Genomic DNA, 23,650 nt, shown 5'->3' on the forward strand with positions numbered 1-23,650 from the left:
TCCGACGGCCCCGCCGTCCCCGACCGAAGAGGTGTCCACACATGGCTTCACCGGTGCTCGACGCCCGGACCGCGGCGCCCGCCGACAAGGCCCCGCCCTCGTCCCGTCGCACGCGCGTCCGGGACGTGCCGGAGGTGCGCTGGGCCGCCCTGTCGGCCCTCGCCTTCCTGTTCGCGCTGCCGCTGGACCTGGCCGGCGCCCCCGCCTGGGCCTGGGGCCCGCTTTACGCGGTCTGCTACGCCGCAGGAGGCTGGGAGCCCGGCCGGGAGGGCCTCGCGGCGCTGCGTGAGAAGTCCCTCGACGTCGACCTGCTCATGGTGGTCGCGGCCGTCGGCGCCGCCGCCATCGGTCAGTACCTCGACGGCGGTCTGCTCATCGTCATCTTCGCCGTCTCCGGCGCCCTGGAGGCGCTTGCCACCCGCCGTACCGCCGACTCCGTACGCGGACTCCTCGACCTCGCGCCCGCGCGGGCGGTACGCCTCACGGGCGCCGGCGTCGAGGAGCCGGTGGACGTCGCCGATCTGCGGATCGGCGACACCGTTCTCGTACGGCCGGGGGAGCGGCTGCCCGCCGACGGCACCGTGCTCGACGGCGCGAGCGACGTCGACCAGGCCACCATCACCGGCGAGTCCCTGCCCGCGGCCAAGACACCCGGCACCGAGGTCTACGCAGGAACCCTCAACGGCACAGGCGCCCTGCGCGTACGGGTGGACAAGGACGCGGGCGACTCCGTCATCGCCCGGATCGTCGCACTCGTCGAGGAGGCCAGCGCCACCAAGGCGCCCACCCAGCTCTTCATCGAGAGGATCGAACAGCGCTACTCCGTCGGCGTGGTCGTCGCCACCCTCGCGCTCTTCGCGATCCCCCTCGCGCTCGGCGGCGACTTCACCACCGTGCTGCTCCGCGCCATGACCTTCATGATCGTGGCCTCGCCCTGCGCGGTCGTCCTCGCCACCATGCCCCCGCTGCTCTCCGCGATCGCCACCGCCGGCCGCCACGGTGTCCTCGTCAAGTCCGCCGTGGTCATGGAACGGCTGGGCACCGTCGACCGGGTCGCGCTCGACAAGACCGGCACCCTCACCGAGGGCGCGCCGCGCGTCACCGGCGTCGAGGGCGACCCGGAGGCGCTCGCCCTCGCCGCCGGGGCCGAACTCCCCAGCGAACATCCGCTGGGACGCGCCGTGGTCGCCGCGGCACGCGCGCGTGGCCTGCGTATCCCCGAGGCGAGCGACTTCGGCTCGGTGCCGGGTGACGGCGTACGGGCGACGGTCGAGGGTCGGGAGGTGCGGGTCCGCAGGGCCGGGGGAGCGCACACGGACACGGCTGTCGAGGTGGTCGTCGACGGCGCCCGTGTCGCCGTCCTCGCCCTCACCGACCGGCTCAGGGACGGCGCTCCCGAGGCTGTCGCGGCCCTCACCCGCCTCACCGGCGCCCCGGTCGCCCTGCTGACCGGCGACAACGCGGGCGCCGCCGCCCGGGTCGCGGAGCGCACCGGCATCACCGACGTGCGGGCCGGGCTCCTGCCCGAGGACAAGGTCGCGGCGGTGCGGGAGTGGGAGCGGGAGGGCGCCCGGGTCCTGGTGGTAGGCGACGGCGTCAACGACGCCCCCGCCCTGGCCGCCGCCCACAGCGGCATCGCGATGGGCAGGGCCGGCTCCGACCTGGCCCTGGAGACCGCCGACGCCGTCGTCGTACGCGACGAACTGGCCACGGTCCCCGCGGTCGTGGCCCTCTCACGCCGCGCCCGCAGGCTCGTGATCCAGAACCTGGTGATCGCGGGCACCTGCATCGGGGCCCTGGTGATCTGGGACCTCGCCGGCCACCTCCCGCTCCCCCTCGGCGTGGCCGGCCACGAGGGCTCCACGGTCCTGGTGGGCCTCAACGGCCTGCGCCTGCTCCGCGACGCGGCCTGGCGGAAGGCGGCAGCCGGGACGTAGGCGGGAGACTTCCCGGTCGCCTGCCTCGCGCTCAGCGTTCCAGTTCGGCCAGCGCGTGGGTCAGCCACTCCACCCAGAAGCGCTCCAGGTCGATCCCGCCCCGCAGGACGAGATGGCGCAGGCGGTCCGGCTCGCTCTCGCGGCGCGTGGGCGGGAAGTCCCGTACCTCGATCGCCAGGTACTCGTCCAACTGACGCCGGTGCAGATCGAGATGGCGGCGCAGCTCCTCCCGCATGCCCGGCGCGCCGACGACCGCCGCCGCCCGCATCCGCAGCAGCAGGGCGGAGCGCATCGGCTTGGGGTCCTCGCTGCGGGCGACCCACTCGGCCAGTTCCGTGCGCCCCGCGGGCAGTACCTCGTACTCCTTCTTCTGCCCCCGCGCCGGCACCGGAGCGGGCAGGGCACGGATGTGCCCCGCCTGCTCCAGCTTGCCCAGCTCGCGATAGATCTGCTGGTGCGTGGCCGACCAGAAGTAGCCGATCGACCGGTCGAAGCGGCGTGTCAGTTCGAGACCGGAGGACGGCTTCTCGAGCAGCGCCGTGAGGATCGCGTGCGGGAGGGACATGCACGCATCCTAGGTTCGGAGCACCGGGACGATCACAGGCCGGCCGCCAGCCGCGTGCCCTGGTCGATGGCGCGCTTGGCGTCCAGCTCCGCGGCCACGTCGGCGCCGCCGATGAGGTGCGCCGTGCGGCCCGCCGCGATCAGCTCCTCGTACAGACCGCGGCGCGGCTCCTGGCCGGTGCACAGGACGACCGTGTCCACGGGGACCGTCTGCGGCTCGCCGTCGACGGTGATGTGCAGGCCGTCGTCGTCGATCCGCTCGTACGTCGCGCCCGCGACCATGGTGACCCCGCGGTGCTTCATCTCGGCGCGGTGGATCCAGCCCGTGGTCTTGCCGAGGCCCGCGCCGACCTTGGTGGTCTTGCGCTGGAGCAGGTGCACTTGGCGCGGCGGCCTCGGGCGCTCCGGGGCGCGCAGACCACCGCGCGTCTCGTACGAGGTGTCCACGCCCCACTGCCTGAAGTACGTCTCGGCGTCCTGGCTCGCGCCCTCGCCGCCGTCGGTCAGGAACTCCGCGACGTCGAAGCCGATGCCGCCAGCGCCGACGATCGCGACCCGCTCGCCGACCGGTGCGCCGTCGCGCAGGACGTCCAGGTAGCTGACGACGCTGGGGTGGTCGACGCCCTCGATCTCCGGGGTGCGCGGGGTGACTCCGGTGGCGACGACGACCTCGTCGTAACCGTCCAGGTCGTCTGCCGCGACCGGGGTGTTCAGCCGGACCTCGACGCCGCGCTCGACGAGCTGGGTACGGAAGTAGCGCAGCGTCTCGTCGAACTCCTCCTTGCCCGGCACCCGCTTGGCGATGTTCAGCTGGCCGCCGATCTCGCTCGCCGCGTCGAACAGGGTGACGGAGTGGCCGCGTTCGGCGGCCGAGACGGAGAAGGCGAGTCCGGCCGGACCCGCGCCGACGACGGCGATCCGCTTGGCGAGCCGGGTGGGGGAGAGGACCAGCTCGGTCTCGTGGCAGGCGCGCGGGTTCACCAGACAGGAGGTGATCTTCAGGCTGAAGGTGTGGTCCAGGCAGGCCTGGTTACAGCCGATGCAGGTGTTGATGGTGTCGGCGCGGTCGGCGGCGGCCTTGGCCACGAAGTCCGGGTCGGCCAGGAAGGGGCGGGCCATCGAGACGATGTCGGCGCGGCCCTCGGCGAGGATCTGCTCGGCGACCTCAGGGGTGTTGATGCGGTTGCTGGTGACGAGGGGGATGCTCACCGAGCCCATCAGCTTCTTGGTGACCCAGGTGTACGCGCCGCGCGGCACGGAGGTCGCGATGGTGGGGATGCGGGCCTCGTGCCAGCCGATGCCGGTGTTGATGATGGTCGCGCCGGCGGCCTCGATCTCCTGGGCGAGGGAGACGACCTCCTCCAGCGTCGAACCGCCCGGAACCAGGTCCAGCATCGAGAGGCGGTAGACGACGATGAAGTCCTCGCCGACCCGCTCGCGGATCCGGCGGACGATCTCCAGCGGGAAGCGGACCCGGTTCTCGTAGCTGCCGCCCCAGCGGTCGGTGCGGTGGTTGGTGGCGGCCGCGATGAACTCGTTGATGAGGTAGCCCTCGGAGCCCATGACCTCGACACCGTCGTACCCGGCGGCCCGGGCCAGCTCGGCACAGCGGGCGTAGTCCTCGACGGTCTGCTCGACCTCGGCGTCGGTGAGCTCGTTGGGTACGAAGGGGCTGATCGGCGCCTGGATCGCGCTGGGCGCGACGAGCGCGGGGTGGTAGGCGTACCGGCCGAAGTGGAGGATCTGCATCGCGATCCGCCCGCCCTCGGCGTGTACGGCGTCGGTGATGAGCTTGTGCTCGGCCACCTCGTCCTCGGTGCTGAGCTTGGCGCCGCCGTCCCAGGGGCGACCGGCCTCGTTGGGGGCGATGCCGCCGGTCACGATGAGTCCGACCCCGCCGCGGGCGCGCTCCGCGTAGAAGGCGGCCATGCGCTCGAAGCCGTTCTCGGTCTCTTCGAGTCCGACGTGCATGGAACCCATGAGCACCCGGTTGGGCAGGGTGGTGAACCCGAGGTCGAGCGGGCTCAGCAGGTGCGGGTACGGGGTCGAGGTCATGGGGGCGCCTCCTCGCGCAGTGTCGTCACCACTGTTGTAGACGAGCCGAGGGTGCTTGTGCAACAAGTTGCATAACAGTGGGGGAGTGATCTGCGCGACGTCGCGACGCGCCACGGCCCCCGGCGGGGTTCCGCCGGGGGCCGCCAGGAGGCGTGCCGCGTGAGGTGGGCGGGGCTGGTCAGGGGGCCGCCCGGCTCGACGCCCCTCGGTGCGCCGCGAGCCAGCTGTCCAGGTCCTCCGCCGTGCGCGGGCCCTCCGCGTCCGGGGCGAGCAGACCGTTCGCGCGCAGCAGCCGGGTCACGGCCATGCCCCAGGGGCGGCGCAGCCGCGCCTCGGCGAGCAGCCCGTCGTCGGCGAGCAGGTCCCCGACGGGGCCCGTCCGCAGCCCCGACGGCGACAGGACGGCGGCCTCGTCCGCCCAGCGCAGCGCCAGATCGACGTCGTGGGTCGCCATCACGACCGTCGTACCCGAGTCGCGCAGCCGGCCGAGCACCTCCAGGAGCCGCTCCTGCCCATGCGGATCGAGCCCGGCCGTCGGCTCGTCCATGATGAGGACCCGGGGGCGCATCGCCACGGCTCCCGCGATCGCGGCCCGCTTGCGCTGTCCGTACGAGAGCAGATGGGTCGGCCGGTCCTCCAGCGCGACGATGTCCAGCGCCTCCAGCGCCTCGCGGACCCGGAGCCGTACCTCCTCCTCCGGCAGCCCCAGGTTCATGGGGCCGAACGACACGTCCTGCCCGACCGACGCGGCGAAGAGCTGGTCGTCCGGGTCCTGGACGACCAGCTGCACCGTCGTACGCAGCCGGGTCAGCCCCTTCCGGTCGTACGAGACGTCCTCGCCGTCCAGCCGGAGCGTGCCGCTCCCGCAGCGCAGGCCCCCGCTCAGCAGCCGCAGCATCGTCGTCTTCCCGCCGCCGTTGCGGCCGAGGAGGGCCATCGCCCGGCCTTCCGGCACGACGAAGTCGATGCCGTCGAGGACGACGGGCCCGTCCTCGTACGCGAACGTGGCCTTCACCAGTTCCACGACAGGTGGTGCAGGACTCACGGCAGGGACCTTTCCAGTACGAGGGTGAGGGCGACGAGCCCGGTCAGCAGGCCGGCCGTCGACGCCAGGAAGCGGACCGACACGGCGGCCTCGGGCACCAGGACCCGCAGCGTCCCGTCGTACCCCCGGCCGGCCAGGCCCGTCTGCAGGCGCTGCGCCCGGTCGAAGGCGCGGACGAAGGCCGTGGCGCCGAGCCCGGCGAGGGAACGCCAGGTCGCCGCCCGCGTGGTCAGGCCAAGGCGGGCCGCCTGCGCCTGCCGGATCTTGGATATCGCATCCAGAAGAAGAAAGCTGATCCGGTACATCACCAGCGCCACGTCCACCACGGGCGCCGGCACCCCCGCCCGCACCAGCCGGGGCAGGACGTCCGAGACGGGCGTCGTGAAGGCGAACAGCAGCACGCCCAGCGACGCCGACGAGGTCCGCAGCAGCAACTCACCCGCGTGCACGGGCCCGTCGTGCGCGAGGGCCACCAGGCCCCGGTCCCCGCCCACCTCGAAGAGCAGCGGGATCGCGCCCGTCACACAGAAGCCCAGCGGGATGCGGAACGCGCGCCAGAGCTGACGCCCCGGCACCCCGGCCGGCCCGAGAAGGACGGCCAGGGTGGCCGCCGCGACCAGCACGGCACCCGGCCACGGCGGCAGGCACACCGCGCAGAGCGTCAGACCGAAGCCGAGCGCCGCTTTCTCGCACGGGTGACGGCGGCGCCAGCGGCTGCTGTGCGCCGCCGCGTCGATCGGCAGCACCGCGGCTACTCGTCGCCGGGCGTGGCCGCCGTGGCCTTCGCCTCAGCGCGGGCCTCGCCCTGCCTGCGGCCCTTGCGCAGGCCGAAGTAGTAGGCGAGGACACCGGCGCCGAGAGCGGCCTGGAGCGAGAAGAGCGCCGACTCGATCTCGCCGGAGGGCGGCTCGTACAGGGGGCTGAACCACGGCTCGTAGTCGGGATCGATCTCGGTGATCGCCGTCTCCGCCTCGGCGTCGGCGCCGGTGAACGGCTCCTCCTTGTGGTCACCGAGCCCCAGGATCAGCGGGAGGACGGCCAGCGCCCCGACGACGAGCAGCAGCAGCGTGTTGATCTTCGCGTTCCGGCTCATCAGGCGTTCGCCTCCGCGTTCTCGTTCTTCTTCCGGGACGGGAGCAGAACCCCGAGGCGGGTCAGATCCGCCTTGCTGGACTGCGTGAGCAGTCGCATGACCAGCACCGTCAGCAGGCCCTCGCTGACGGCCAGCGGCAGTTGCGTGACGGCGAAGATGCCGCCGAACTTGGCCAGCGCGCCGAGCACACCGCTGCCCGGGTCCGGGAAGGCCAGCGCGAGCTGGACGCTGGTCACGCAGTACGTCGACAGGTCGGCGACGAACGCCCCGAAGAACACGCTCACCATCAGCGGGACGTCGAAGCGGCGCAGCAGCCAGTACGTACCGAAACCGGCCCACGGCCCGACGATCGCCATCGAGAAGACGTTGGCACCGAGCGTGGTGAGCCCGCCGTGGGCGAGCAGCAGCGCCTGGAACAGCAGCGTGATCGTGCCCAGGACCGCCATCACCGGCGGCCGGAACAGGATGGCGCCGAGGCCCGTACCGGTCGGGTGCGAGCAACTGCCCGTCACCGAAGGGAGCTTGAGCGCCGACAGAACGAAGGTGAACGCACCGGACGCACCGAGCAGCAGGGTGGACTCGGGGTTGGCCTTGACCTCACGGGTCAGCGCGCGGACACCGTGGACGACGAAGGGAGCGGACGCGACGCCCCAGGCGGCCGCGTGCACAGGGGGCAGATACCCCTCGGCTATATGCATGGTTGGGAGACCCTCTCCAGCACCTCGTGGATGGACAACGCACCCTGGCCGGTCTCCTGGCTGACGGGTCATGCCGCCGCGGCTCCGCCTTCCCACACCCCCGCGGTCTCCCGCGGCGGCACAGTGGCTTCCCCGGAGGGATGGAGCCGGACTTCCCGATCACAGTGGCGAGGGCCGCACCGGTACCGCACCGGTTTCCCGTACACCAAGGCGCTGTGACATTAGTGGGTTGACCAGGTACATCACAACACGGGAGGCGCAGCGGACGGTGTGTGACGGATCTCCCGCGCGCCCCACGCGCCCCTGCAGCCCCCCGCGCACGCCTCCCGCGCCCCCGTCTCACTCCTTCCGGTACGTGTACGCTTCCGAAGCCGCCGCCACGACCGCGTCCAGGTCCCCGCCCGCGCTCGCCGTGACGAGCGCGGCGACGGCGCCCTCGACGAACGGGGCGTCCACGAGCCGTGAGCCGGCCGGCAGCTCGTCCTCCTCGGCGAGGAGCGCCTTGACGGTCAGGACGGCGCTGCCGAGATCGACGAGGAGGGCCACCCCGGCGCCCCCGTCGACCGCCTTCGCCGCCTCGGCGATCCGCTCGGAACTCGTGCCGAGCCCCCCGTCGGGAGTACCTCCGGCCGCGGCGACGGGAGCGGTCGGTCCGCCGCCCGCGAGCCCCTGGGCCAGGGCGGCGACGGCGTCGGCCACGGCCGCGCTGTGCGAGACGAGGACGATGCCCACCGTGCCCTGTCGGCCGGTCATGCGGCGGCCACCTCCGCAAGGGCGGCGATCAGCAGAGCCGACGAGGTGGCCCCGGGGTCCTGATGCCCGATGGAGCGTTCGCCCAGATAGCTCGCCCTTCCCTTGCGCGCCTGGAGGGGTACGGTCGCGAGCGCGCCGCGCTCGGCCGCGTCCCGGGCGGCGGCGAAGGAGTCGCCGAGCGCCTCGGCCGCGGGGGTGAGCGCGTCCAGCATGGTCTTGTCCCCGACCTGGGCCCCGCCGAGCTGTGCGACGGCGGCGACGCCGGCGACCAGGGCCGCGGCCAGGTCCTCCCGCGTCACCGAAGCGGCATCCCCGAGCGCCTTGCCGGTCCGCCGCAGCAGCGTCCCGTACAGCGGCCCTGAAGCGCCCCCGACCGTGGAGATCAACTGCCGCCCCGCGGCGACGAGTACGGCCCCTGGTGTCTTCGGCGGATCCTTCTCCAGGACGTCCGCCACGGCGGTGAACCCCCGCTTCAGATTCGTGCCGTGATCCGCGTCGCCGATCGCCGAGTCGAGCTCGGTGAGCCGCACGGCCTCACGGTCGACGACCGCCGCGGCCGTGGTCAGCCAGCGACGGAAGAACGTGGCATCGAACTCGCCCCCGTCGGACATCCCGCTCACCGGCCCCAGCGCAGCGCCGGCGTCTGCACGGGCGCGTCCCAGAGCCGGAGCAGCTCCTCGTCGACCTGGCAGAGCGTCACCGAGCAGCCGGCCATGTCGAGCGAGGTCACGTAGTTGCCGACCAGTGTGCGCGCGACGGGCACCCCGCGCTCGGCCAGCACGCGCTGCACCTCGGCGTTGAAACCGTACAGTTCGAGCAGCGGCGTGGCGCCCATCCCGTTCACCAGGGCGAGGACGGGACCGGACGGCCGAAGGTCCTCCAGTACGGCCTCGACGGCCACGTCCGCGATCTCACCCGAGGTCATCATGGGCCGTCGCTCCCGTCCCGGCTCCCCATGGATACCGATACCCAACTCCAGCTCACCATGCGGCAGTTCAAAGGTGGGGCTGCCCTTCGCGGGTGTGGTGCAGGCACTCAGCGCCACACCGAAACTCCGTGACCGCTCGTTCACCCGACGCGCGACCGCCTCCACCCGCTCCAGCGGCGCACCCTCCTCGGCGGCGGCCCCGGCGATCTTCTCCACGAAGAGTGTCGCCCCGGTCCCGCGCCGGCCGGCGGTGTACAGACTGTCCGTCACCGCCACGTCGTCGTCGACGAGCACCTTCGCGATCTGGATGCCCTCGTCCTCCGCGAGCTCGGCTGCCATCTCGAAGTTGAGCACGTCACCGGTGTAGTTCTTGACGACGAACAGCACCCCGGCCCCACTGTCGACCGCGGCGGCGGCGCGTACCATCTGGTCGGGCACGGGCGAGGTGAACACCTCGCCGGGGCACGCGGCCGCCAGCATCCCCGGCCCCACGAACCCCCCGTGCAGGGGTTCGTGCCCGGACCCGCCCCCGGACACCAGCCCCACCTTCCCGGCGACGGGCACGTCACGCCGCAGGACGACACGGTTCTCGACGTCGACGGTGAGCTCGGGATGCGCGGCGGCCATCCCGCGCAGCGCATCGGCGACGACGGTCTCCGGAACGTTGATGAGCATCCTCATGGATACCTCCAGGTGAGATTAGCAGGCAGGTTGCTCACCTGCGTTTTCGCAGGTCATGACAGGTGTGCCGGTTTGTCGATCTTGGCGGTCCGTGGCGCTTGTGAGCGGTTCCGTGCGGTACTGATGCTGACCTAATGCTGACTTTCCTGATGATGTGTCATGTTTGGATCGCGAGAGTGAGCTTTGCAAACGCGCATCGCGGAGCAATTATCGACGCAAGGGTGCGAGTGCGCATCGATGCGCCACCTGTCGGATCCGGACGATCTCGAGCCCGGGGATGCTCTGGGGCCCGGAGCCGTGGGGGGCGAGTGTCGAGGTGGGCATGGTGAATGGGACAGTGCCTTCCGCGCGGCGACCGCCTGGGTCCGATGTGACTTGGTTGGCTGTAGAAGTGCCGTAGCGAGTCCTCAGAGAGACCATCACCTCTCCGCTTAACTCCATGCCTGGAGACGGAAAGAACTGGCAGGATGGTTCGTCTGGGGCGGGACGCACCGTTTGCGGTGCTGAGCGAGGAGTGGTGCGTGGGGGCACAGCAGTTGATCAACCATCGTTTCCTGCTGCTGCCCCAGGATCCGCGAGCCGGGGGGCTGTCTGAGGTCCGCAAGGCGGTGGACACCAGTGGTGCGGCTGGGGACTACGCGGCCGTGAAGCTGCTCAAGCAGCGCGACGACCAAGCCATCAAGACGTTCCTGTCGCGCGAGACCGACTCGCTTAAGGCTCTGCACCACCCGAACATCGTGCGAATGCTCGACTCCGGCTGGGACCCCGACCTCGGCCGGTACTTCATTGCGCTGGAATGGGTCGACCGCAGCCTCAAGGACGACATGACCGACGGCAGGCCAGTCGGTTGGACGTCGTTCTTCACCCGTACCGGCAAGCCGCTCGCGGCCGCTCTGGCCCACGCGCACGCGCTGCGGATCGAGCACCGGGACATCAAGCCCGGAAACGTCCTGCTCACCGAGGATGGCACGCCCAAGTTGGCCGACTTCGGCATCGCCAAGATTTGGTCCAAGGCTTCCGTCCTCACCGACGCAACGGTGGCGGAGTTCCGCTCCAACCTCTACGCCCCGCCCGAGCAGGAAGACACGATCCCCTACGTCCGGGACGTCTACGGATACGGTGTCCTCGCCATCCAGGTCCTCTCGGGCGGCAAGGCGCGGGACTATCCCGATCTCGCGGAGGTCCTCGCCGAGCTTGATCTCGACACGGAGGTCCGCTCGATCCTGCGGTCCTGTATCGACTTCGACCCCAGGAAGCGTCCTGCGAACGCGACCGTGCTCGAACAGCGTCTGCTCGAGGCCGAGCGGGTCTGCCACGACCAGCAGGCCCGCCGCAGCAACTTCGTATGGCTCAAACTGACCCGCCGTGCGGCCGAAACCCTGAGTAACGTTCCTGCTGGTACGGAGCCGGACTGGGACGTGGCGAAGTCCGAGGTCCTCGCCGACCTGGCCGGTACCGTCCACGCTGACTACGGGCACAATCCGAAGACGGACGAGATCGACCAGGGCACCCTGCGGGTCTTCGGGCGCTCCTGGTTCCTCCGGCTCGTCGAGGACGAGAACCAGAGCGACCGGTGTGTGATCGTCGCGGCCGATGCCAGGGGCGAGGAGTGGATGGCCAAGCGGCGTGAGCGGTCGGCGCCGATCGGCCCGGTCCTCACCTGGACCTTCGACGATCCCGGTGAGGACCCCGCCTACGACGGCCTGACCTTCCTTCTCGAGCGACTGGACGAGCATCTGGTCCGACGTGAGGAAGCAGCCCGGGCCGACAGGGATCAGCACCTGGGCGATCTCTTCGGAGGCTGGCGCCGGCTGCTCGAGGCTCGCGAGGAGGTCGCGGCTGGCGGCCGGCAGAACCTCGAGTACGAGCGCGTCACGGGGAGCGGGCGCAACCGGGTCTTCCGCCTGGCCATGCCCACCACCGCCACCCTGGTCGGTGAGGAATGGTCCGTGGCCACCAATTCCTACACCCGGCCTCTCGACCGTGGCGAGGTCACCGCTCAGACCGATGACACCCTTACCGTCCGCTTCCGGCGCCCTGACACCGTCCTTCCCGGCAGGGGTGTCCTCCTGCCTTACCTCGGCCCCAGCCAGAACGCCCTGAACCGGCAGCGCGACGCCCTGACCAACGTTGCGGCGGGTCAGACGACGAACCCGGCCCTGCGCGAGATCATCGAGAAACCTGCGGTCATCACGGTCCGGCCGCCGGCGGAGATCACCCACTGGTCCCGCACCGATCTCGACAGGAGCAAGCGCGAGGTCGTCGCCCACGCGCTTGGAAGCCAGGACATGCTGCTGGTCGAAGGCCCGCCAGGAACGGGCAAGACGACCGTCATCGCGGAGATCGTCGAGCAGGCTCTCAAGCGCGACCCGCATGCCCGCATCCTGATCGTCAGCCAGACCCACATCGCCATCGACAACGCGTTGAAGCGCATCGAGGACGCCGGCATCGGCGGGCTGGTACGCCTCGGCCGCCCCGATGACCCGCGCGTCGCCGCCAATGTGCAGCCGCTTCTCCTCGACAAGCAGGTGAAGCGGTGGACCCAGCAGGTCCGCACCCGGGCTGAGCGCTACCTCGACGAGATCGCCGCCCTTAAGAACCTGAATGGCCGGCGCCTCAAGGCCGCGCTCATGCTGGAGGAGCTGGCCTCCGTCGCGGCCGACCTCGCCCACGTCACCCGGACGCTGGACGAGCTCACGGACCGGCCGGCACCGGACCGCACCACGTCCGCCCGCGAGCTCGGTGAGGAGCTGGTCTCGGCCCGGGACCGTCGTGACCAGCTCGTCGAGCAGCGCCGTGAGCTCTTCACCGCCGTCCAGCCCTTGCTCGCCGGCGAGATCACCCTCCGTGAGGAACTGAGCGCCGCCGAGGCCCGCGACGCGGTCGAGCTGCTGCTCATGGACGCTCCGGGGTCCTCCGGCCAGGAACTCATGCGGCTGCTCCGCCTCCAGGGCGAGTGGTTGCAGCGCATCGGAACCGACCAGAACCTGATCACCGCGTTCCTGCGCACCTGTCCGGTCGTCGCCGGCACCGCGCTGGGCTTCCTCGGTCACCCCGCCGCCCGTGACCTGGAATTCGACCTGTGCATCTTCGACGAGGCGTCCAAGGCCACCGCTACCGAAGCGCTCGTCCCTCTCGCCAGGGCCAAGCGCTGGGTATTGGTGGGAGATACCGCGCAGCTGCCCCCGGTCGACGAGGACCTGCTGCGCGACCCCAAGATCATGGCCGACCACCAGCTCGTCCCCGAGCTGGTCACCACCACGCTCTTCGAGCATCTCGTCCGCAACACCGAGTTTCCGGTCCGACACATGCTGCGCGAGCAGTACCGCATGACCCCGGCCATCGGGAAGCTGATCTCCAGCTGCTTCTACCGCGACGAGCTCCTCTCCCTGAACGACCACGCGTTGCCCGGTTACGAGATCGTCGGCAAGCCCGTCACCTGGCTCGATACGTCGAAACTTCCCGGCCGTCGTGAGTCTGAGCGCAGTGCGACACAGACCAGCATCTCCAACCGCGTCGAAGCCCAGCTGGCCGTGCGCCGTCTGGAGGTCATCGATCAGGCCATCGGTAAGAACGTCATCAAGGTTCCGGACGGCCGGAAGCTCGACGTTCTGCTCATCGCCCCGTACGGCCGTCAGGTCGAAGAGCTGGACCGCCAGCTGACCTACGCCAAGCTCAAGTACCTCACCGTCGAAGTGCTCTCTGTCGACGCCGTTCAAGGTCGCGAATGCGACCTCGCGGTCTTCTCAGTCACCCGGAGTAACACCCGTTCGGAGTTCGGCTTCCTCGGCCAGCCGTACTGGAGGCGCATCAACGTGGCTCTCTCCCGTGCCCGCTTCGGCCTCACCGTCGTCGGCGACGCGGCCTTCTGTCGCAGCACGCCCGGTGCCCTGCGCGACGTACTTGACTACATGCGTCACCACCCCGAGGAGTGCGAGATCCGCGATGCCTGACTTCAGCCCCGACAGCCTCCTCGCGGTCCGTTTCGACGATGCCCGCTCCGGCCTGGAGCTCGTCGCCGTTGTCGACGCCGCTCTGCCTGTGGCTCTCGTTACCGCCGATGTCCTTGCGCAGGACCGGAAGCGGCTGCCACTGCTCGACGAGTTCGTCCTGCGCCTGGTCAACAACAAGGTCACCACCGAGCAGGCCATCTCCGGCCTCCTGGGCGTACCCGAGCGCATGGTCACCCAGACCGTGGCCCAGCACTTCTCGGACGACTACCTCACGTACGCCCGGCCCCTCGCAGGGGCAGACCCGGCCGGCCGGAACCTGCGCCTGACTGGACGGGGAGAGCAGACTGCCCGCGAACTGGCCGCGATCACTCCTGTACGCGTCGAGCAACCGCTCGTCTACGACCAGCTGCTGTGGAAGGCCAGGCCCTACGACCGGCACACCGTCATATCCCGCGGTCAGGCCGAGGAGCAGGACATGATCCTCCTGCCCGCCGCCAAGAGCGGACCGGTCGAGTCGGGCGACATCTCGGCCGCAGACATCAACGCTCTACTCCGGGAACGCGGCAACAACGACCGTGAAGTGCTCCAGGTTAGAGGCATCACGCAGACCAGGGCCCGTCGGGTGGTCCCGGCTAAGATCCTCGTCTACTCGAACCCCGATCGCACCGACATCGAACTGGGCGTCGTCGTCGATGGCGAGCTCAGTCACGCGCACGAGCTCGCGCTGATCACGGCCGGCGGGGCGAAGGCACTCGGTATCACCGTGGAGCCCGCGCCCGAGCGGCCGATTCTCGAGCCCGAGCTCGAGCAGGTCCGTGTCCCGCTCAGTGAGGTCACCCAGCGACGCGCCGAGCGAGCCGCGGCACAGCTCAGTTCGTCGAGCCCGTTGTCCGCCACTGTTTCCGAGCCCGCGTCGGCGGAGCCGGAGATCCGGGCGATCGGCGTGTTCGAGCACCCCGACGTCCTCGACGAGGCACTCACCCATGCCCAGAACCGGATCTTGATCATCTCGCCGTGGATCAAGCAGGCGATTATCACCACCGAGTTCCTGAGCAAGCTCGAGAATCGTCTCCGCAGCGGGGTCCGGGTGGACATTGCCTACGGCTATGAGGAGAACGACACCAAGTCGGATCCCATTGCCATCCGGCGGCTCGAGAACCTTGCCGCGCGCTACCCTGACAAGTTCGTGTTCTCCCGCCTCCGGAGCACCCACGCCAAGGTGCTGGTCTTCGACGACGTGTGGGTGACCACGAGCTTCAACTGGCTTTCCTTCAGGGGCGACCGCAACCGCAGCTACCGCATGGAGGAGGGGAGTCTCATTCATGACAAGAAGCACGCGGACGCCAAATACCAGCGTTATCTCGACCTGATCGGACAGCAACGCCAATAGGTGGCCGGAGTGCTCGGTGATGTAGGCCGCAACCGATAGTTGTCAGTGCGGCGACGAGCAGCCCAGGCAGCCGAAAGCAGGGAACGAGGCTGAGGCCGCTCATTCCGGCAGGACAGGAGCGCTGGTGAACACCGCGTAGACGCCTACTCTCGAGTGAGCTCAAGAGCAGTGACGCGATCCCGTCCCGGTCGCAACATCGGGGCGGGATCTTCGCCGTTTCAGGGTCGCTCAATGACTGCTCTGGGAGCCTTGTTGTCAGCGATCAGCCTGCGTCAGACAGCTTGTGCCACCAGTGACTACATCCGCCTGAACAGTCGCGTTCGCGGCGCCGTGCATCGGCGATCGCGAGTACTGAGATCAGGAGCCGGAAGGCTTTGCGGCGTTCGTCGAGAGGTGCGAGACCGGCGATCTTTCCCAGTTGCTCGTCGATCCGGCCTCGTGAGATCAGCACTGCGGGTGTATGCGTCGGGCGCAGCCCGGCACGGCGGATGCTCTCCGGTGCGTCCTTACTGACGGCGCGCGCCTGGACGCAGTGATGGCGCAGGAACAGCAGCACCTCGGACTGCTCTTCCTGGCCGAGGACGTCGAACCATCCGATGCCCTCTGACATCGGGCGCAGCCCCTGTGCGAGCTCGTTGAGCAGCACGTCGCGTTCGGTCATGACTGCCTCCCGTGGGACGGGCGGCGCTGTGCCGCGTTGATCAGGATGCCGAGCAGCACTGCCAGATCGGCCGCTCCCTCCGCGTCGTCGGCCCAGCGAGTGGTCTGGAGCGGGTGCACCTGGTCGATCGTTGCTCCTTCGCGGGCCAGGACGAAGGCCAGCGCCAGCATCGCCGCGCGGGCGTTGCCGTCCTTGAACGGATGGAAGAAGAGGATGTCGAGGTAGGTTCGTGCGGCGCGTGAAGGGAGCGGCAGGTCCGGTTGAGTGCTCTCTGACAGGCACTGCTCGAACCTCGCCCGCGTGCCCGTTGCAATGCCGTAGCGCTCTCGTCCTCCCTTGGAGAAAGCGGGCATCGTACGGAAGGCAGCCACGCCCTCGCCTAGCATGGTCTGCTGCCAGTCGGCCATGAGAGTGAACGTCAACCGATCGCCCCTCTTCGCGTCTGCCAGGGCCAGATCGAGGGCTTCCAGGACCCTGGTGGTTCCCTCGGTATCGCGGCTGCCGCGGGTCGCGTTGAAGAAGTCCCTGAAGGCGTCTCGGTGCGATGCTCCATGGCTGAGGTGGGCACCGCTCCAACACGGCCATGAGATCTGCGGACGGATGCGCACCCAGTCGGTGAGGGCGTCCGTCGGGCGGCCAGGGGCGGACATCATTCGGTCTCGCCCACGGCCCGGGCGAACTGGGAACTCACCGCGTCGACCACCGTCACGTCCGGCGCGATCCAACTGCCGAACCGGCCGCCGATCGCGCTCTCCACAATCTCGCCGGCTCGCTCCTCTTCGACGTCGTTGTAGGCGAGGAACCAGCCGAGCACCTGCTCACAGTGTCCGTACCAGCCGCTCTCGGCCTGCGTCCGGTCGGCTACCAGGGTGACCAACCGCGTGCATGCCCGCTCCCAATGCCAGGGATCGACCGTGGCCCCCGTCGAGTGCGACGGCGGCGCCAACGCGGCAAAGCGCTCCGTCAGATCCTCCAACCAGTCACGCCACTCAAGCAGGCTGGCGACAACCAGAGGAGCGGTCTCGTCCGCCGTCGTCACTGAATGGGCGGTGCAGCACCACGCGCCGACGATCCCGCCGTCGGTGTCGCCCTCGCCTACCGACCAGTTCCACCCGCAGGCCCACCGGCCGTACCGGTCCACCAGGAACTCGGTGACGGGGACCAGCGAGTGCCAGCGGTGCTCTTCGGCGGCCTCGGAGCTGGGCAGCAGGGGAACAACAAGCCCGGTCAGTGTCTTGGCCGCATCCTCGTCCAGCTCGAACGGATGCCGCGACGGATCCACTTCCGCCCAGGTCAGCGCGTGCGCCCACAGCTCAGTCACCACGCCACTCTGCCTTGCGTAGCCGCCCTGACTCCACTCCATATCGAGTGGCCGTCCCATCAGCGGGAAACGATCTTCGGTCAACTGGGAAGCGATCTTCAACCGCTTCTGTCCCACCGGGTCAGCGGTACTCGTGAACACCCCAGCCTGAGCTACGTCCCAAGAGCCGACCATGTTGCTGAACTCGCCTTCCTCGTCGTCGTGATCGCTGCCGTGTTGCGTTTCAGGAGGCAGACCCAGACGTCATTGACCTGGCGGTAGGACGGTGCGCTCCCCGGCGAGGAAGTGCCGGACATCGGATGCGAGGGATGACATCTGCTCTCCGGCCTCCAGCCACGTGGTGACCGAGGTGCTCCAGTCGCCCGCCGCGCTCCGCCAGGGGCGAATGGTCCAGGTCAGGCCGATGTATCCGCCGGAGCGGAAGACGGCAGAGACGGCGAGGTCGCGGTCCATGGTGTGCCAGGTCCGTTCGCCCTCCCAGCCCCGGTAGTCCGCTGTCAGCTCCTCCAGGAACGTGGTGAGGTCGTTGTCCCAGATCCAGGCGACCACTTCGTTGACACGGGCGGTCAGGCCGGGTGCCCAGGCTTCGACGGCGTAGTGGACGGAGTCCCGGTCGAAGCTGAACCGGTCGCAGAACGTCACGCCCACGGACGAGTTGTCCTGGCAGCGGATGGTCACGCCGGGCTTGTCGTCGAGGTCGCCGTCCGGGGATGTCATGCACGGAACGCTAGGTCCGTGCTGCCTCGGCCGTCATCCGGATTCGTGGCCGGTGCCGTGCAACAGGGCTTCGGCGATTTCGCGGACGCGGTCGTGGGTGATGCCGGTGCGCTGCTCGACGGCGAGCGGGTGCTCGGTCGGTTCGAGCTCGACCAGGGGCCGCTCGCCGATCGGGCGGGTGTGGACATGGGTCTTCAGGTTGATGGTGCTGGGGGAGTAGATCGGCAGCTCGGTGGTGAGCCAGCCGAAGTACGGCTTCTCCGACTCGCGTCCGGGCGTGTCCCACAGGTCGGCCGCCCGGGAGAAGTTCTCTCGGCTGAGGGAGACCCAGACACCCCAGGAGAAGACTTCGTCGCTGCCGATGACCGGTATCTCGATCAGGCCCTTGACGAAGTAGTGCTTCGCCTTGATGACGCACTGATCCGAGGAGAGCAGGCAGTCGGGGGCGTCGGCGAAACTCGGGTCCCAGACGTAGGGGGCGGTGGCGGAGTAGTTCATCGGCAGCTCGCCGTGGTGGCTGCCGCAGCACGTGCAGGTGAATCCGAGATCGCTGGTCATGGCGGGAGCCTAGCGATGCACTCGGACAGTCACACTCTGTAGCCAAGACGCACGACTTGAACAGCGACGCGAGCCCTACCGTGAACCCTGCCGACCCTGGCCGATCGGGCGGCCGAGGGGGCGTCTTGCGGGGCGACGAGGAGAACCAGTGACGTGCGACACAAGACGCGTGGAAGCCTCTTCGTCGCGCTGATCTCCGCGCTGGTTCTCACGTCCTGCTCGACCGGGGCCCCCGGTAGCGCTACGCGCGAGAGTACCTATCCGTACTGGGAGAAGGGTGCCGGCGCCACCGAAGCGGCCGCGTTCATGAAAATTCACATCCCCAAGGGCGCCACGGACGTGAAGGGTGCCGTGCAGGTCAACCCCCGCGAAGACGAGTACATCCTCTCCTTCCGTACCGGCAAGGCCACTGCGGCCCAGGTCGCCAAGGACCTGCACTCCGAAGAGCCGCTGGCGCCATGGGGCATCAAGTCGACACAAGAGTCCGAACTCTTCGAGCACCTTGGAATCGCAGAGCCGAAAACACTCAAAGACGCACTCTGGACCGGTGTCTGCCCGCCGTGTGTCAAGGACTACCGACGTCGCGACGTCGCGTGGATGGAGATCTACATCGAGAACCTGGACCCCGAGCAAGCCCGGGTGTACCTCCGCGCTTTCTGACCGCGACCGGGCCGATGGTCCTCCCGGGCCTGTCCGAGAAAGGCCGCCATACCCTGGCGCGCCGGTACGGTTCAGGCATGAGGCTGACGGGTGAATCGCAGCGGCTGGCCAGGTTCGAGTGGAAGGGCGACGTCCTTCACGGGCGCCTCATCGCCGAGGACGGGGGCGACGTCCTGGAGGTGCTGAGCGCCGATCCGGTGAGGGGAACGGCGGAGGCCACTGGCCGCCGCGTTCCGCTCCACGACGTACGGCTGCTCGCCCCGGTCAGCCCGGGGAAGATCGTGGCGGTCGGCCGGAACTACGCCGACCACATCGCCGAGTTGAGCCTGGACACGCCGGCCGTACCCCGGCTCTTCTTCAAGCCGCCGTCCGCCGTGATCGGCCCCGGGGAGCCGATCCGCTACCCGGACCAGTCACACGAGGTGCACTACGAGGCCGAGCTCGCCGTGGTCATCGGCCGTACGGCCCGAGATGTCCCCGCCGAGCAGGCGCTGGAGTACGTCTTCGGCTACACCTGCGCCAACGACGTGACCGCCCGGGACATCCAACGGGAGGACGGGCAGCCATCCTGGGCGAAGGCGTTCGACACGTTCTGCCCGCTCGGCCCGTGGATCACCACCAACCTCGACCCGACGAAGCTCGTCGTGCGCTGCGAGGTGAACGGCGAGGAGCGGCAGTCGGCCGGTACGGACACCATGCTGCATCCGGTCGCTTCCCTACTGGCGTACATCACGGCAGCGGTCACGCTGGAACCGGGTGATGTGCTTCTGACCGGCACGCCGGCCGGGGTGGGCCCGGTCGTCCCCGGCGACGAGGTTGCGGTTCACGTTTCCGGGATCGGCTCCCTCGTCAATCCTGTTATCGGCCGGTAGCTCGGCTCAGGTTCGCAGCAGCTCGGCGAACTCCTTGCCGGCGGGCAGCTGGGCGTGTCCAGCGGCGCGGCTGAAGTCGGTCGCGTACTTCATGACCATGCCGGTGCGATGTTCGTCCGGCAGTACCGTCAGGGCCTGTGCGGCGGTGCGGTACGCCTCCTCCGGCTCACCTCCGCGGGCGAGACAGGTCGCGCGGTCCAGGCGGATCAGGGTCGGGTCGAGGTACTCGGTGGGCGGGTAGAGGTCGAGGGCGCGGCGCTGGACCTGCCAGGCGTCCTCGTTGCGTCCCAGGTGCGTCCACGCGTTGCCGAGGTGCCAGAGGAACTGCCGCTCGGTGTGGCCGAATGAGGGGTCGTCGCGGTCCTCGGCGGTCAGCCGACCGAAGGCGTCCTCGGCCTGGCGCAGCAGCGGCAGCGCCTCGTCCCCACGTCCCATGCGGGCGAGTGCCCGGGCCTCGACGAGGAGGCCGCGAGTGGTGGCGGGGCCGATGGTGTCGCCCAGGATGTGGCGTGCTCGGGCGGCCTGTTCGTGGGCGGAGGCGGGGGTGCCGTAGTAGAGGGAGACGATGGCTGAGCGTACGGTCAGCGCTCCTTCGAGCTGGTTGTCTCCGGCCTCTGAGGCGGCGAGGCGTCCGGTGTGGAACCAGCCTCGGGCCTCGCGGTGGGCGCCGAGGGCGGAGGTGAAGATCCCGGCCAGGGCGGCGAGTTGGGCTGCGACCCGGCAGAGGCGTCGGCGGTAGCGGATGGGCTGCCGCTGTTCCAGCAGTCGCTGCACCTCGGTGAAGTCGGCGAGGACGTCAGCGAGGAGCCGGTGCGGTGGCACGGTCTGGTAGGCGTGCGCGTACTCGAAGGCTGTGGTCTCCCAGCGCTCCAGGGTCGCCGGCCCGACGGCCGACGATTCGAGCGCCAGGTCCATGCGCTGTCGTGCGGCGGCCATGACCTCCAGGGCCGCCTCGGTGATGCCGAGGGTCGTTCCGACGACAAGCCCGCGGATCAGGGTTCGCCGTTTCATCTCGTCCTCCTCCAGGAGCACGTTCGCCCCTGTCTCGGACGCGTGCTTCGGCTCTTGCTCGGTGCGTGTCGGTGGGGCGTCGGCGGTCGCTACCAGCGGCGAGGGCTCTGCTAAGGCGAGCAGCTTCTCGGCCGTCCAGCCCGGGAACATGCCCTCGAGTGCCTCGCACGCCTCGGCGCGTGGCACACCCTTGATCTGTCCCGTGCGCCACCGGTCGTACTGCTTGCGCTGTGGTGTGACGTCGTCCAGGCGCAGGTCGGCGCAGACCTTGCGGAACTCGCGGCCGAACCGTGCGTATCCCCAGCCGCGTTCCCGTACGAGCCTGCCGAACACCGTCAGCTGTCTGTCGCCCACCGTGCCCCCCTTCGCATGGACGCCGTCAGGCCCTCCGCCTGTACGAGGCGATTGTCGATCACCTACCCGCCCGGCGGCCGGGCAGGACGCACCCGAGTCCCAGAAGACCACGGCAGGACCCGCCGGGGGCCGGAACGACGAGATCGGGACTGTAGGAAAGTCCGTCGGCCCGCCGTCATCGTTCGGTGACCGCGACGGCGCGGCCTCACGGCCACGCCTCGCCACCAGGGTCCGACATGCGGAAAGGCTGGGCAATGGCGTCCTCGGTTCCCACCTCGGTCATCACCACGAGCCTCATGGGCTGCCGTGGCATCCCCACGGCCGGCGGCGGCGCGCGCATAGCGCTGTCGCCCATGGACGTCTCCTTCGTCCGCGACACCTCGCGGGTCTCTCAGGCGCGGCGGATCGGGACGGCCTGGCTGCGCAACGCGTGCCGGGTGCCTGAGGCTCGGGTCGACTCCGCCGAGGTGGTGATCTCGGAGCTCGTCGGCAACGCGATCGTCCACGGGACGAGCGATTCCGTGGGCCTGCGCATGCGGCGCATGGGCGACGAGGTCCGCCTGGAGGTCGACGACGGTTCGCCGTCCGAGGTACCGAGACCCAGGCGGGCCGGGGCCGAGGCGGAGCAGGGGCGCGGCCTGTGGCTGGTGGACGCGCTCGTGACGGAGCTCGGCGGCAGCTGGGGGTTCACCGACGACGGCACCGTCGCGTGGTGCGTCTTCCCGGTCATGCGGAAGCCCTCTCCGACGAACCGGGGCCGGGCGGCATGAGCCAGGCGGTCAAGGCCCCGTCGTGGCGAGTCCCGCCCGGCGCTCGGGTCGTCGTGTACGCGTGCCTCTCTCCCGGAGCCGCCGCCCCGAAGGCACAGCCCCAGCGGGCGCTACGGCACGTGCTCCGGTACGTGAAGACGCGCGGCTGGACCGTGGCGGCGACCTACGTCGACCGGTCCGCCGTGCTTTCCAGTCGGGCGGACCGCCCCGAGTGGCCGAAGGTACTCACAGTGGTAGAGGAGGGACGGGCCGAGGGGATCGTCGCGCCGTCGATGGTGACGCTCTGGTTTCACCCGGAGGAGCACGACTCGTTCATGGGCTGGCTGGAGAAGACGGGCGCGTTCGCCTCGACGCCGGATTCCCTCGCCGATCTGCGACGGCACCGCCGGGACAGATCCTCTCCCGAAAACACGGCGGCTCCCAAGGACACGGCGGCCAGCCCTCAGCCGGCGGCGGGATCGAAGCGCAGGCACCGATGATCTCGGCGCCCAAAGCCATGATCCCCCGGCGACGGCTCGACCGGTCCCGCTGGGCCTTCCGCCACCCTGTCGGCTGCTCCGGCGCTACGGCTTTGGCTGGTTCCAGTTCGCGGTCCTTGTCGTACCGATCCTGCTAATCATCTGGGTCGCTGTTGCCCGCACCGACCACCCGTATCCGTATCCCATCCGCTGATTCCCAAGAGGGGTGCTTCATGACGTCCCGTTCCATGTCCGTGCCCGAGTACCGGGTGACCCTGCCGAAGGAGCTCGTCGCCGACCTCGCCCGGCAGGCCGCCGCCCTTCCCGAGTGGCGGCTCGGTGACGACGGGCTGCTCTCGCCCGAGACCGCCGCGCGGTACCACGGCGTGCTGGCCGGCATGCCCCGCCTCGCCGAGTTCACCACGGCCTGCCACCAGCTGATCGGCGCCCCCGCGGGCGAGGGCTTCGCGGTCCTCGAGCTGGCCGAGCTGCTCAACGCGGCCGACTCCGAGGAGGCCGGCCTGCGGGCAGTGACCGCGCTGCTCTCCCTGATCACGACGCCGCTGCGGGTCTTCGACCGCTGGCCGCTGTGGCAGCCGCTGAGCACCAACCTCGCCATCGCCCCGATGCATATCGACGTCGCGAACTCCACGCTCCCGCCGGACTACATCGCCCAGCTGTGCGTCCGCCCCGATCCCAGAGGCCAGGGCCACAGCCTGGTCTCGCAGGTCCGCCGCGCCGTGGACCGGCTCGGCTATGCCGACGCCGAGCTGCTGACCCACCCGAAGTACGTCGACGGGTCGTTCTTCGAGCTCACGGGCGTCGGGGATGAGCGGCAGCCGTTCCCGATCCTCGACGGCCTGCCGCCGTCGGAGGGCTTCGTCCGGTTCACGGCCAAGATGCTCGCGGACACCGATCCCGCCGACCCGTACATCAAGGCGGCCCGGGCCCTGGAGCGCGAACTGATCACCGGGAAGCGCCGGTTCCTGCTCGGGCGAGGCGACCTGCTCATCGCCAACCAGCACCTGTGCTGCCACGGCCGCGAGGCCCTCGGCGGCGGCCAGGAGGACGTACCCGAGGACGAGCGCCGCCTCCTCCTGCAGATCTTCCTCCGCGGTCAGGCGCGTCACACGGCGACGCCGGAGGTCATGGCATGACGACCGTCACGGCG

23 protein-coding genes and 1 riboswitch are annotated in these 23,650 nt (G+C 69.9%); of the genes, 8 read left to right on the forward strand and 15 right to left on the reverse strand.

Features of this window, described 5'->3' with window-relative positions:
* Positions 1 to 41: 41 nt before the first annotated feature.
* On the forward strand, positions 42 to 1,937 hold the full coding sequence (locus tag ACFUJR_RS17530; protein ID WP_383165560.1) for a heavy metal translocating P-type ATPase: 1,896 nt from the start codon (positions 42 to 44) through the stop codon (positions 1,935 to 1,937).
* 31 nt (positions 1,938 to 1,968) lie between these two features.
* Here ACFUJR_RS17530 and ACFUJR_RS17535 read toward each other — a convergent pair whose 3' ends face one another.
* From ACFUJR_RS17535 to dhaK, 9 genes are all read right to left on the reverse strand, one after another.
* A complete protein-coding gene (locus tag ACFUJR_RS17535; protein ID WP_383165557.1) occupies positions 1,969 to 2,502 on the reverse strand; it encodes a PadR family transcriptional regulator in 534 nt (177 codons plus the stop codon).
* A gap of 32 nt (positions 2,503 to 2,534) precedes the next feature.
* A complete protein-coding gene (locus ACFUJR_RS17540) occupies positions 2,535 to 4,556 on the reverse strand; it encodes an FAD-dependent oxidoreductase (protein ID WP_383165554.1) in 2,022 nt (673 codons plus the stop codon).
* A gap of 178 nt (positions 4,557 to 4,734) precedes the next feature.
* Complete coding sequence (locus tag ACFUJR_RS17545; protein WP_383165552.1) at positions 4,735 to 5,601, reverse strand: energy-coupling factor ABC transporter ATP-binding protein; 867 nt, start codon at positions 5,599 to 5,601, stop codon at positions 4,735 to 4,737.
* Positions 5,598 to 6,347, reverse strand: coding sequence for a cobalt ECF transporter T component CbiQ (cbiQ, locus tag ACFUJR_RS17550; RefSeq protein WP_383165550.1), 750 nt, complete (start codon positions 6,345 to 6,347; stop codon positions 5,598 to 5,600). Before cbiQ ends, ACFUJR_RS17545 begins: the two co-directional genes overlap by 4 nt.
* A 5-nt stretch (positions 6,348 to 6,352) precedes the next feature.
* Positions 6,353 to 6,694: an energy-coupling factor ABC transporter substrate-binding protein gene (locus tag ACFUJR_RS17555; protein ID WP_383165547.1), complete on the reverse strand. Its 342-nt coding sequence runs from the start codon at positions 6,692 to 6,694 to the stop codon at positions 6,353 to 6,355.
* On the reverse strand, positions 6,694 to 7,392 hold the full coding sequence (locus ACFUJR_RS17560) for an energy-coupling factor ABC transporter permease (protein WP_383165544.1): 699 nt from the start codon (positions 7,390 to 7,392) through the stop codon (positions 6,694 to 6,696). Before ACFUJR_RS17560 ends, ACFUJR_RS17555 begins: the two co-directional genes overlap by 1 nt.
* 28 nt (positions 7,393 to 7,420) lie before the next feature.
* A riboswitch (cobalamin riboswitch) is annotated at positions 7,421 to 7,645 on the reverse strand.
* An 86-nt stretch (positions 7,646 to 7,731) separates the two neighbouring features.
* Positions 7,732 to 8,145, reverse strand: coding sequence for a PTS-dependent dihydroxyacetone kinase phosphotransferase subunit DhaM (locus ACFUJR_RS17565; RefSeq protein WP_383165541.1), 414 nt, complete (start codon positions 8,143 to 8,145; stop codon positions 7,732 to 7,734).
* Positions 8,142 to 8,756, reverse strand: a complete 615-nt coding sequence (dhaL, locus tag ACFUJR_RS17570) for a dihydroxyacetone kinase subunit DhaL (RefSeq protein WP_383165619.1) — start codon at positions 8,754 to 8,756, stop codon at positions 8,142 to 8,144. The genes ACFUJR_RS17565 and dhaL overlap by 4 nt, the downstream gene beginning before the upstream one ends.
* A gap of 5 nt (positions 8,757 to 8,761) precedes the next feature.
* On the reverse strand, positions 8,762 to 9,754 hold the full coding sequence (gene dhaK / locus ACFUJR_RS17575; RefSeq protein WP_383165538.1) for a dihydroxyacetone kinase subunit DhaK: 993 nt from the start codon (positions 9,752 to 9,754) through the stop codon (positions 8,762 to 8,764).
* A gap of 521 nt (positions 9,755 to 10,275) precedes the next feature.
* On the opposite strand from dhaK, the gene ACFUJR_RS17580 reads away from it, so the two are divergent.
* Positions 10,276 to 13,707 carry an AAA domain-containing protein gene (locus ACFUJR_RS17580; protein WP_383165535.1) on the forward strand — a complete coding sequence of 1,144 codons (3,432 nt, stop codon included), beginning with the start codon at positions 10,276 to 10,278 and terminating at the stop codon, positions 13,705 to 13,707.
* Entirely contained in the window at positions 13,700 to 15,097 is a 1,398-nt protein-coding gene (locus tag ACFUJR_RS17585) for a hypothetical protein (protein ID WP_383165532.1), read from the forward strand. Before ACFUJR_RS17580 ends, ACFUJR_RS17585 begins: the two co-directional genes overlap by 8 nt.
* 262 nt (positions 15,098 to 15,359) lie before the next feature.
* Here ACFUJR_RS17585 and ACFUJR_RS17590 read toward each other — a convergent pair whose 3' ends face one another.
* The 5 genes from ACFUJR_RS17590 to ACFUJR_RS17610 form a co-directional block, all read right to left on the reverse strand.
* On the reverse strand, positions 15,360 to 15,758 hold the full coding sequence (locus ACFUJR_RS17590) for a DUF5958 family protein (protein ID WP_383165529.1): 399 nt from the start codon (positions 15,756 to 15,758) through the stop codon (positions 15,360 to 15,362).
* The gene (locus ACFUJR_RS17595) at positions 15,755 to 16,165 is read right to left on the reverse strand and encodes a Fic family protein (protein ID WP_383165526.1); all 411 of its coding nucleotides are present in this window, start codon (positions 16,163 to 16,165) and stop codon (positions 15,755 to 15,757) included. The genes ACFUJR_RS17590 and ACFUJR_RS17595 overlap by 4 nt, the downstream gene beginning before the upstream one ends.
* A gap of 242 nt (positions 16,166 to 16,407) precedes the next feature.
* The gene (locus ACFUJR_RS17600; protein ID WP_383165523.1) at positions 16,408 to 17,196 is read right to left on the reverse strand and encodes a hypothetical protein; all 789 of its coding nucleotides are present in this window, start codon (positions 17,194 to 17,196) and stop codon (positions 16,408 to 16,410) included.
* Between the two features lie 126 nt (positions 17,197 to 17,322).
* The gene (locus tag ACFUJR_RS17605) at positions 17,323 to 17,796 is read right to left on the reverse strand and encodes a DUF6228 family protein (protein WP_383165520.1); all 474 of its coding nucleotides are present in this window, start codon (positions 17,794 to 17,796) and stop codon (positions 17,323 to 17,325) included.
* A gap of 33 nt (positions 17,797 to 17,829) precedes the next feature.
* A complete protein-coding gene (locus ACFUJR_RS17610; RefSeq protein ID WP_383165616.1) occupies positions 17,830 to 18,294 on the reverse strand; it encodes a DUF2199 domain-containing protein in 465 nt (154 codons plus the stop codon).
* Positions 18,295 to 18,507: 213 nt separating this feature from the next.
* On the opposite strand from ACFUJR_RS17610, the gene ACFUJR_RS17615 reads away from it, so the two are divergent.
* A complete protein-coding gene (locus ACFUJR_RS17615) occupies positions 18,508 to 19,014 on the forward strand; it encodes a hypothetical protein (RefSeq protein ID WP_383165517.1) in 507 nt (168 codons plus the stop codon).
* Positions 19,015 to 19,091: 77 nt separating this feature from the next.
* Positions 19,092 to 19,886: a fumarylacetoacetate hydrolase family protein gene (locus tag ACFUJR_RS17620; RefSeq protein WP_383165514.1), complete on the forward strand. Its 795-nt coding sequence runs from the start codon at positions 19,092 to 19,094 to the stop codon at positions 19,884 to 19,886.
* A gap of 6 nt (positions 19,887 to 19,892) precedes the next feature.
* On the opposite strand, the gene ACFUJR_RS17625 is transcribed toward ACFUJR_RS17620, so the two are convergent.
* The gene (locus tag ACFUJR_RS17625) at positions 19,893 to 21,251 is read right to left on the reverse strand and encodes a hypothetical protein (protein ID WP_383165511.1); all 1,359 of its coding nucleotides are present in this window, start codon (positions 21,249 to 21,251) and stop codon (positions 19,893 to 19,895) included.
* Between the two features lie 254 nt (positions 21,252 to 21,505).
* Between ACFUJR_RS17625 and ACFUJR_RS17630 the strand changes: the two genes are divergently transcribed.
* The 3 genes from ACFUJR_RS17630 to ACFUJR_RS17640 all read left to right on the forward strand — a co-directional run bounded on the left by ACFUJR_RS17630 (position 21,506) and on the right by ACFUJR_RS17640 (position 23,636).
* Positions 21,506 to 22,021 (forward strand): ATP-binding protein, encoded by a 516-nt coding sequence (locus ACFUJR_RS17630; protein ID WP_383165509.1) that lies wholly within the window; start codon positions 21,506 to 21,508, stop codon positions 22,019 to 22,021.
* Positions 22,018 to 22,500 carry a recombinase family protein gene (locus ACFUJR_RS17635; protein WP_383450519.1) on the forward strand — a complete coding sequence of 161 codons (483 nt, stop codon included), beginning with the start codon at positions 22,018 to 22,020 and terminating at the stop codon, positions 22,498 to 22,500. Before ACFUJR_RS17630 ends, ACFUJR_RS17635 begins: the two co-directional genes overlap by 4 nt.
* 212 nt (positions 22,501 to 22,712) lie before the next feature.
* Complete coding sequence (locus tag ACFUJR_RS17640; RefSeq protein WP_383165503.1) at positions 22,713 to 23,636, forward strand: hypothetical protein; 924 nt, start codon at positions 22,713 to 22,715, stop codon at positions 23,634 to 23,636.
* Positions 23,637 to 23,650 lie beyond the last annotated feature (14 nt).

The sequence above is a fragment of the Streptomyces sp. NPDC057271 genome, assembly GCF_042668715.1.
Taxonomy (GTDB): Bacteria; Actinomycetota; Actinomycetes; order Streptomycetales; family Streptomycetaceae; genus Streptomyces.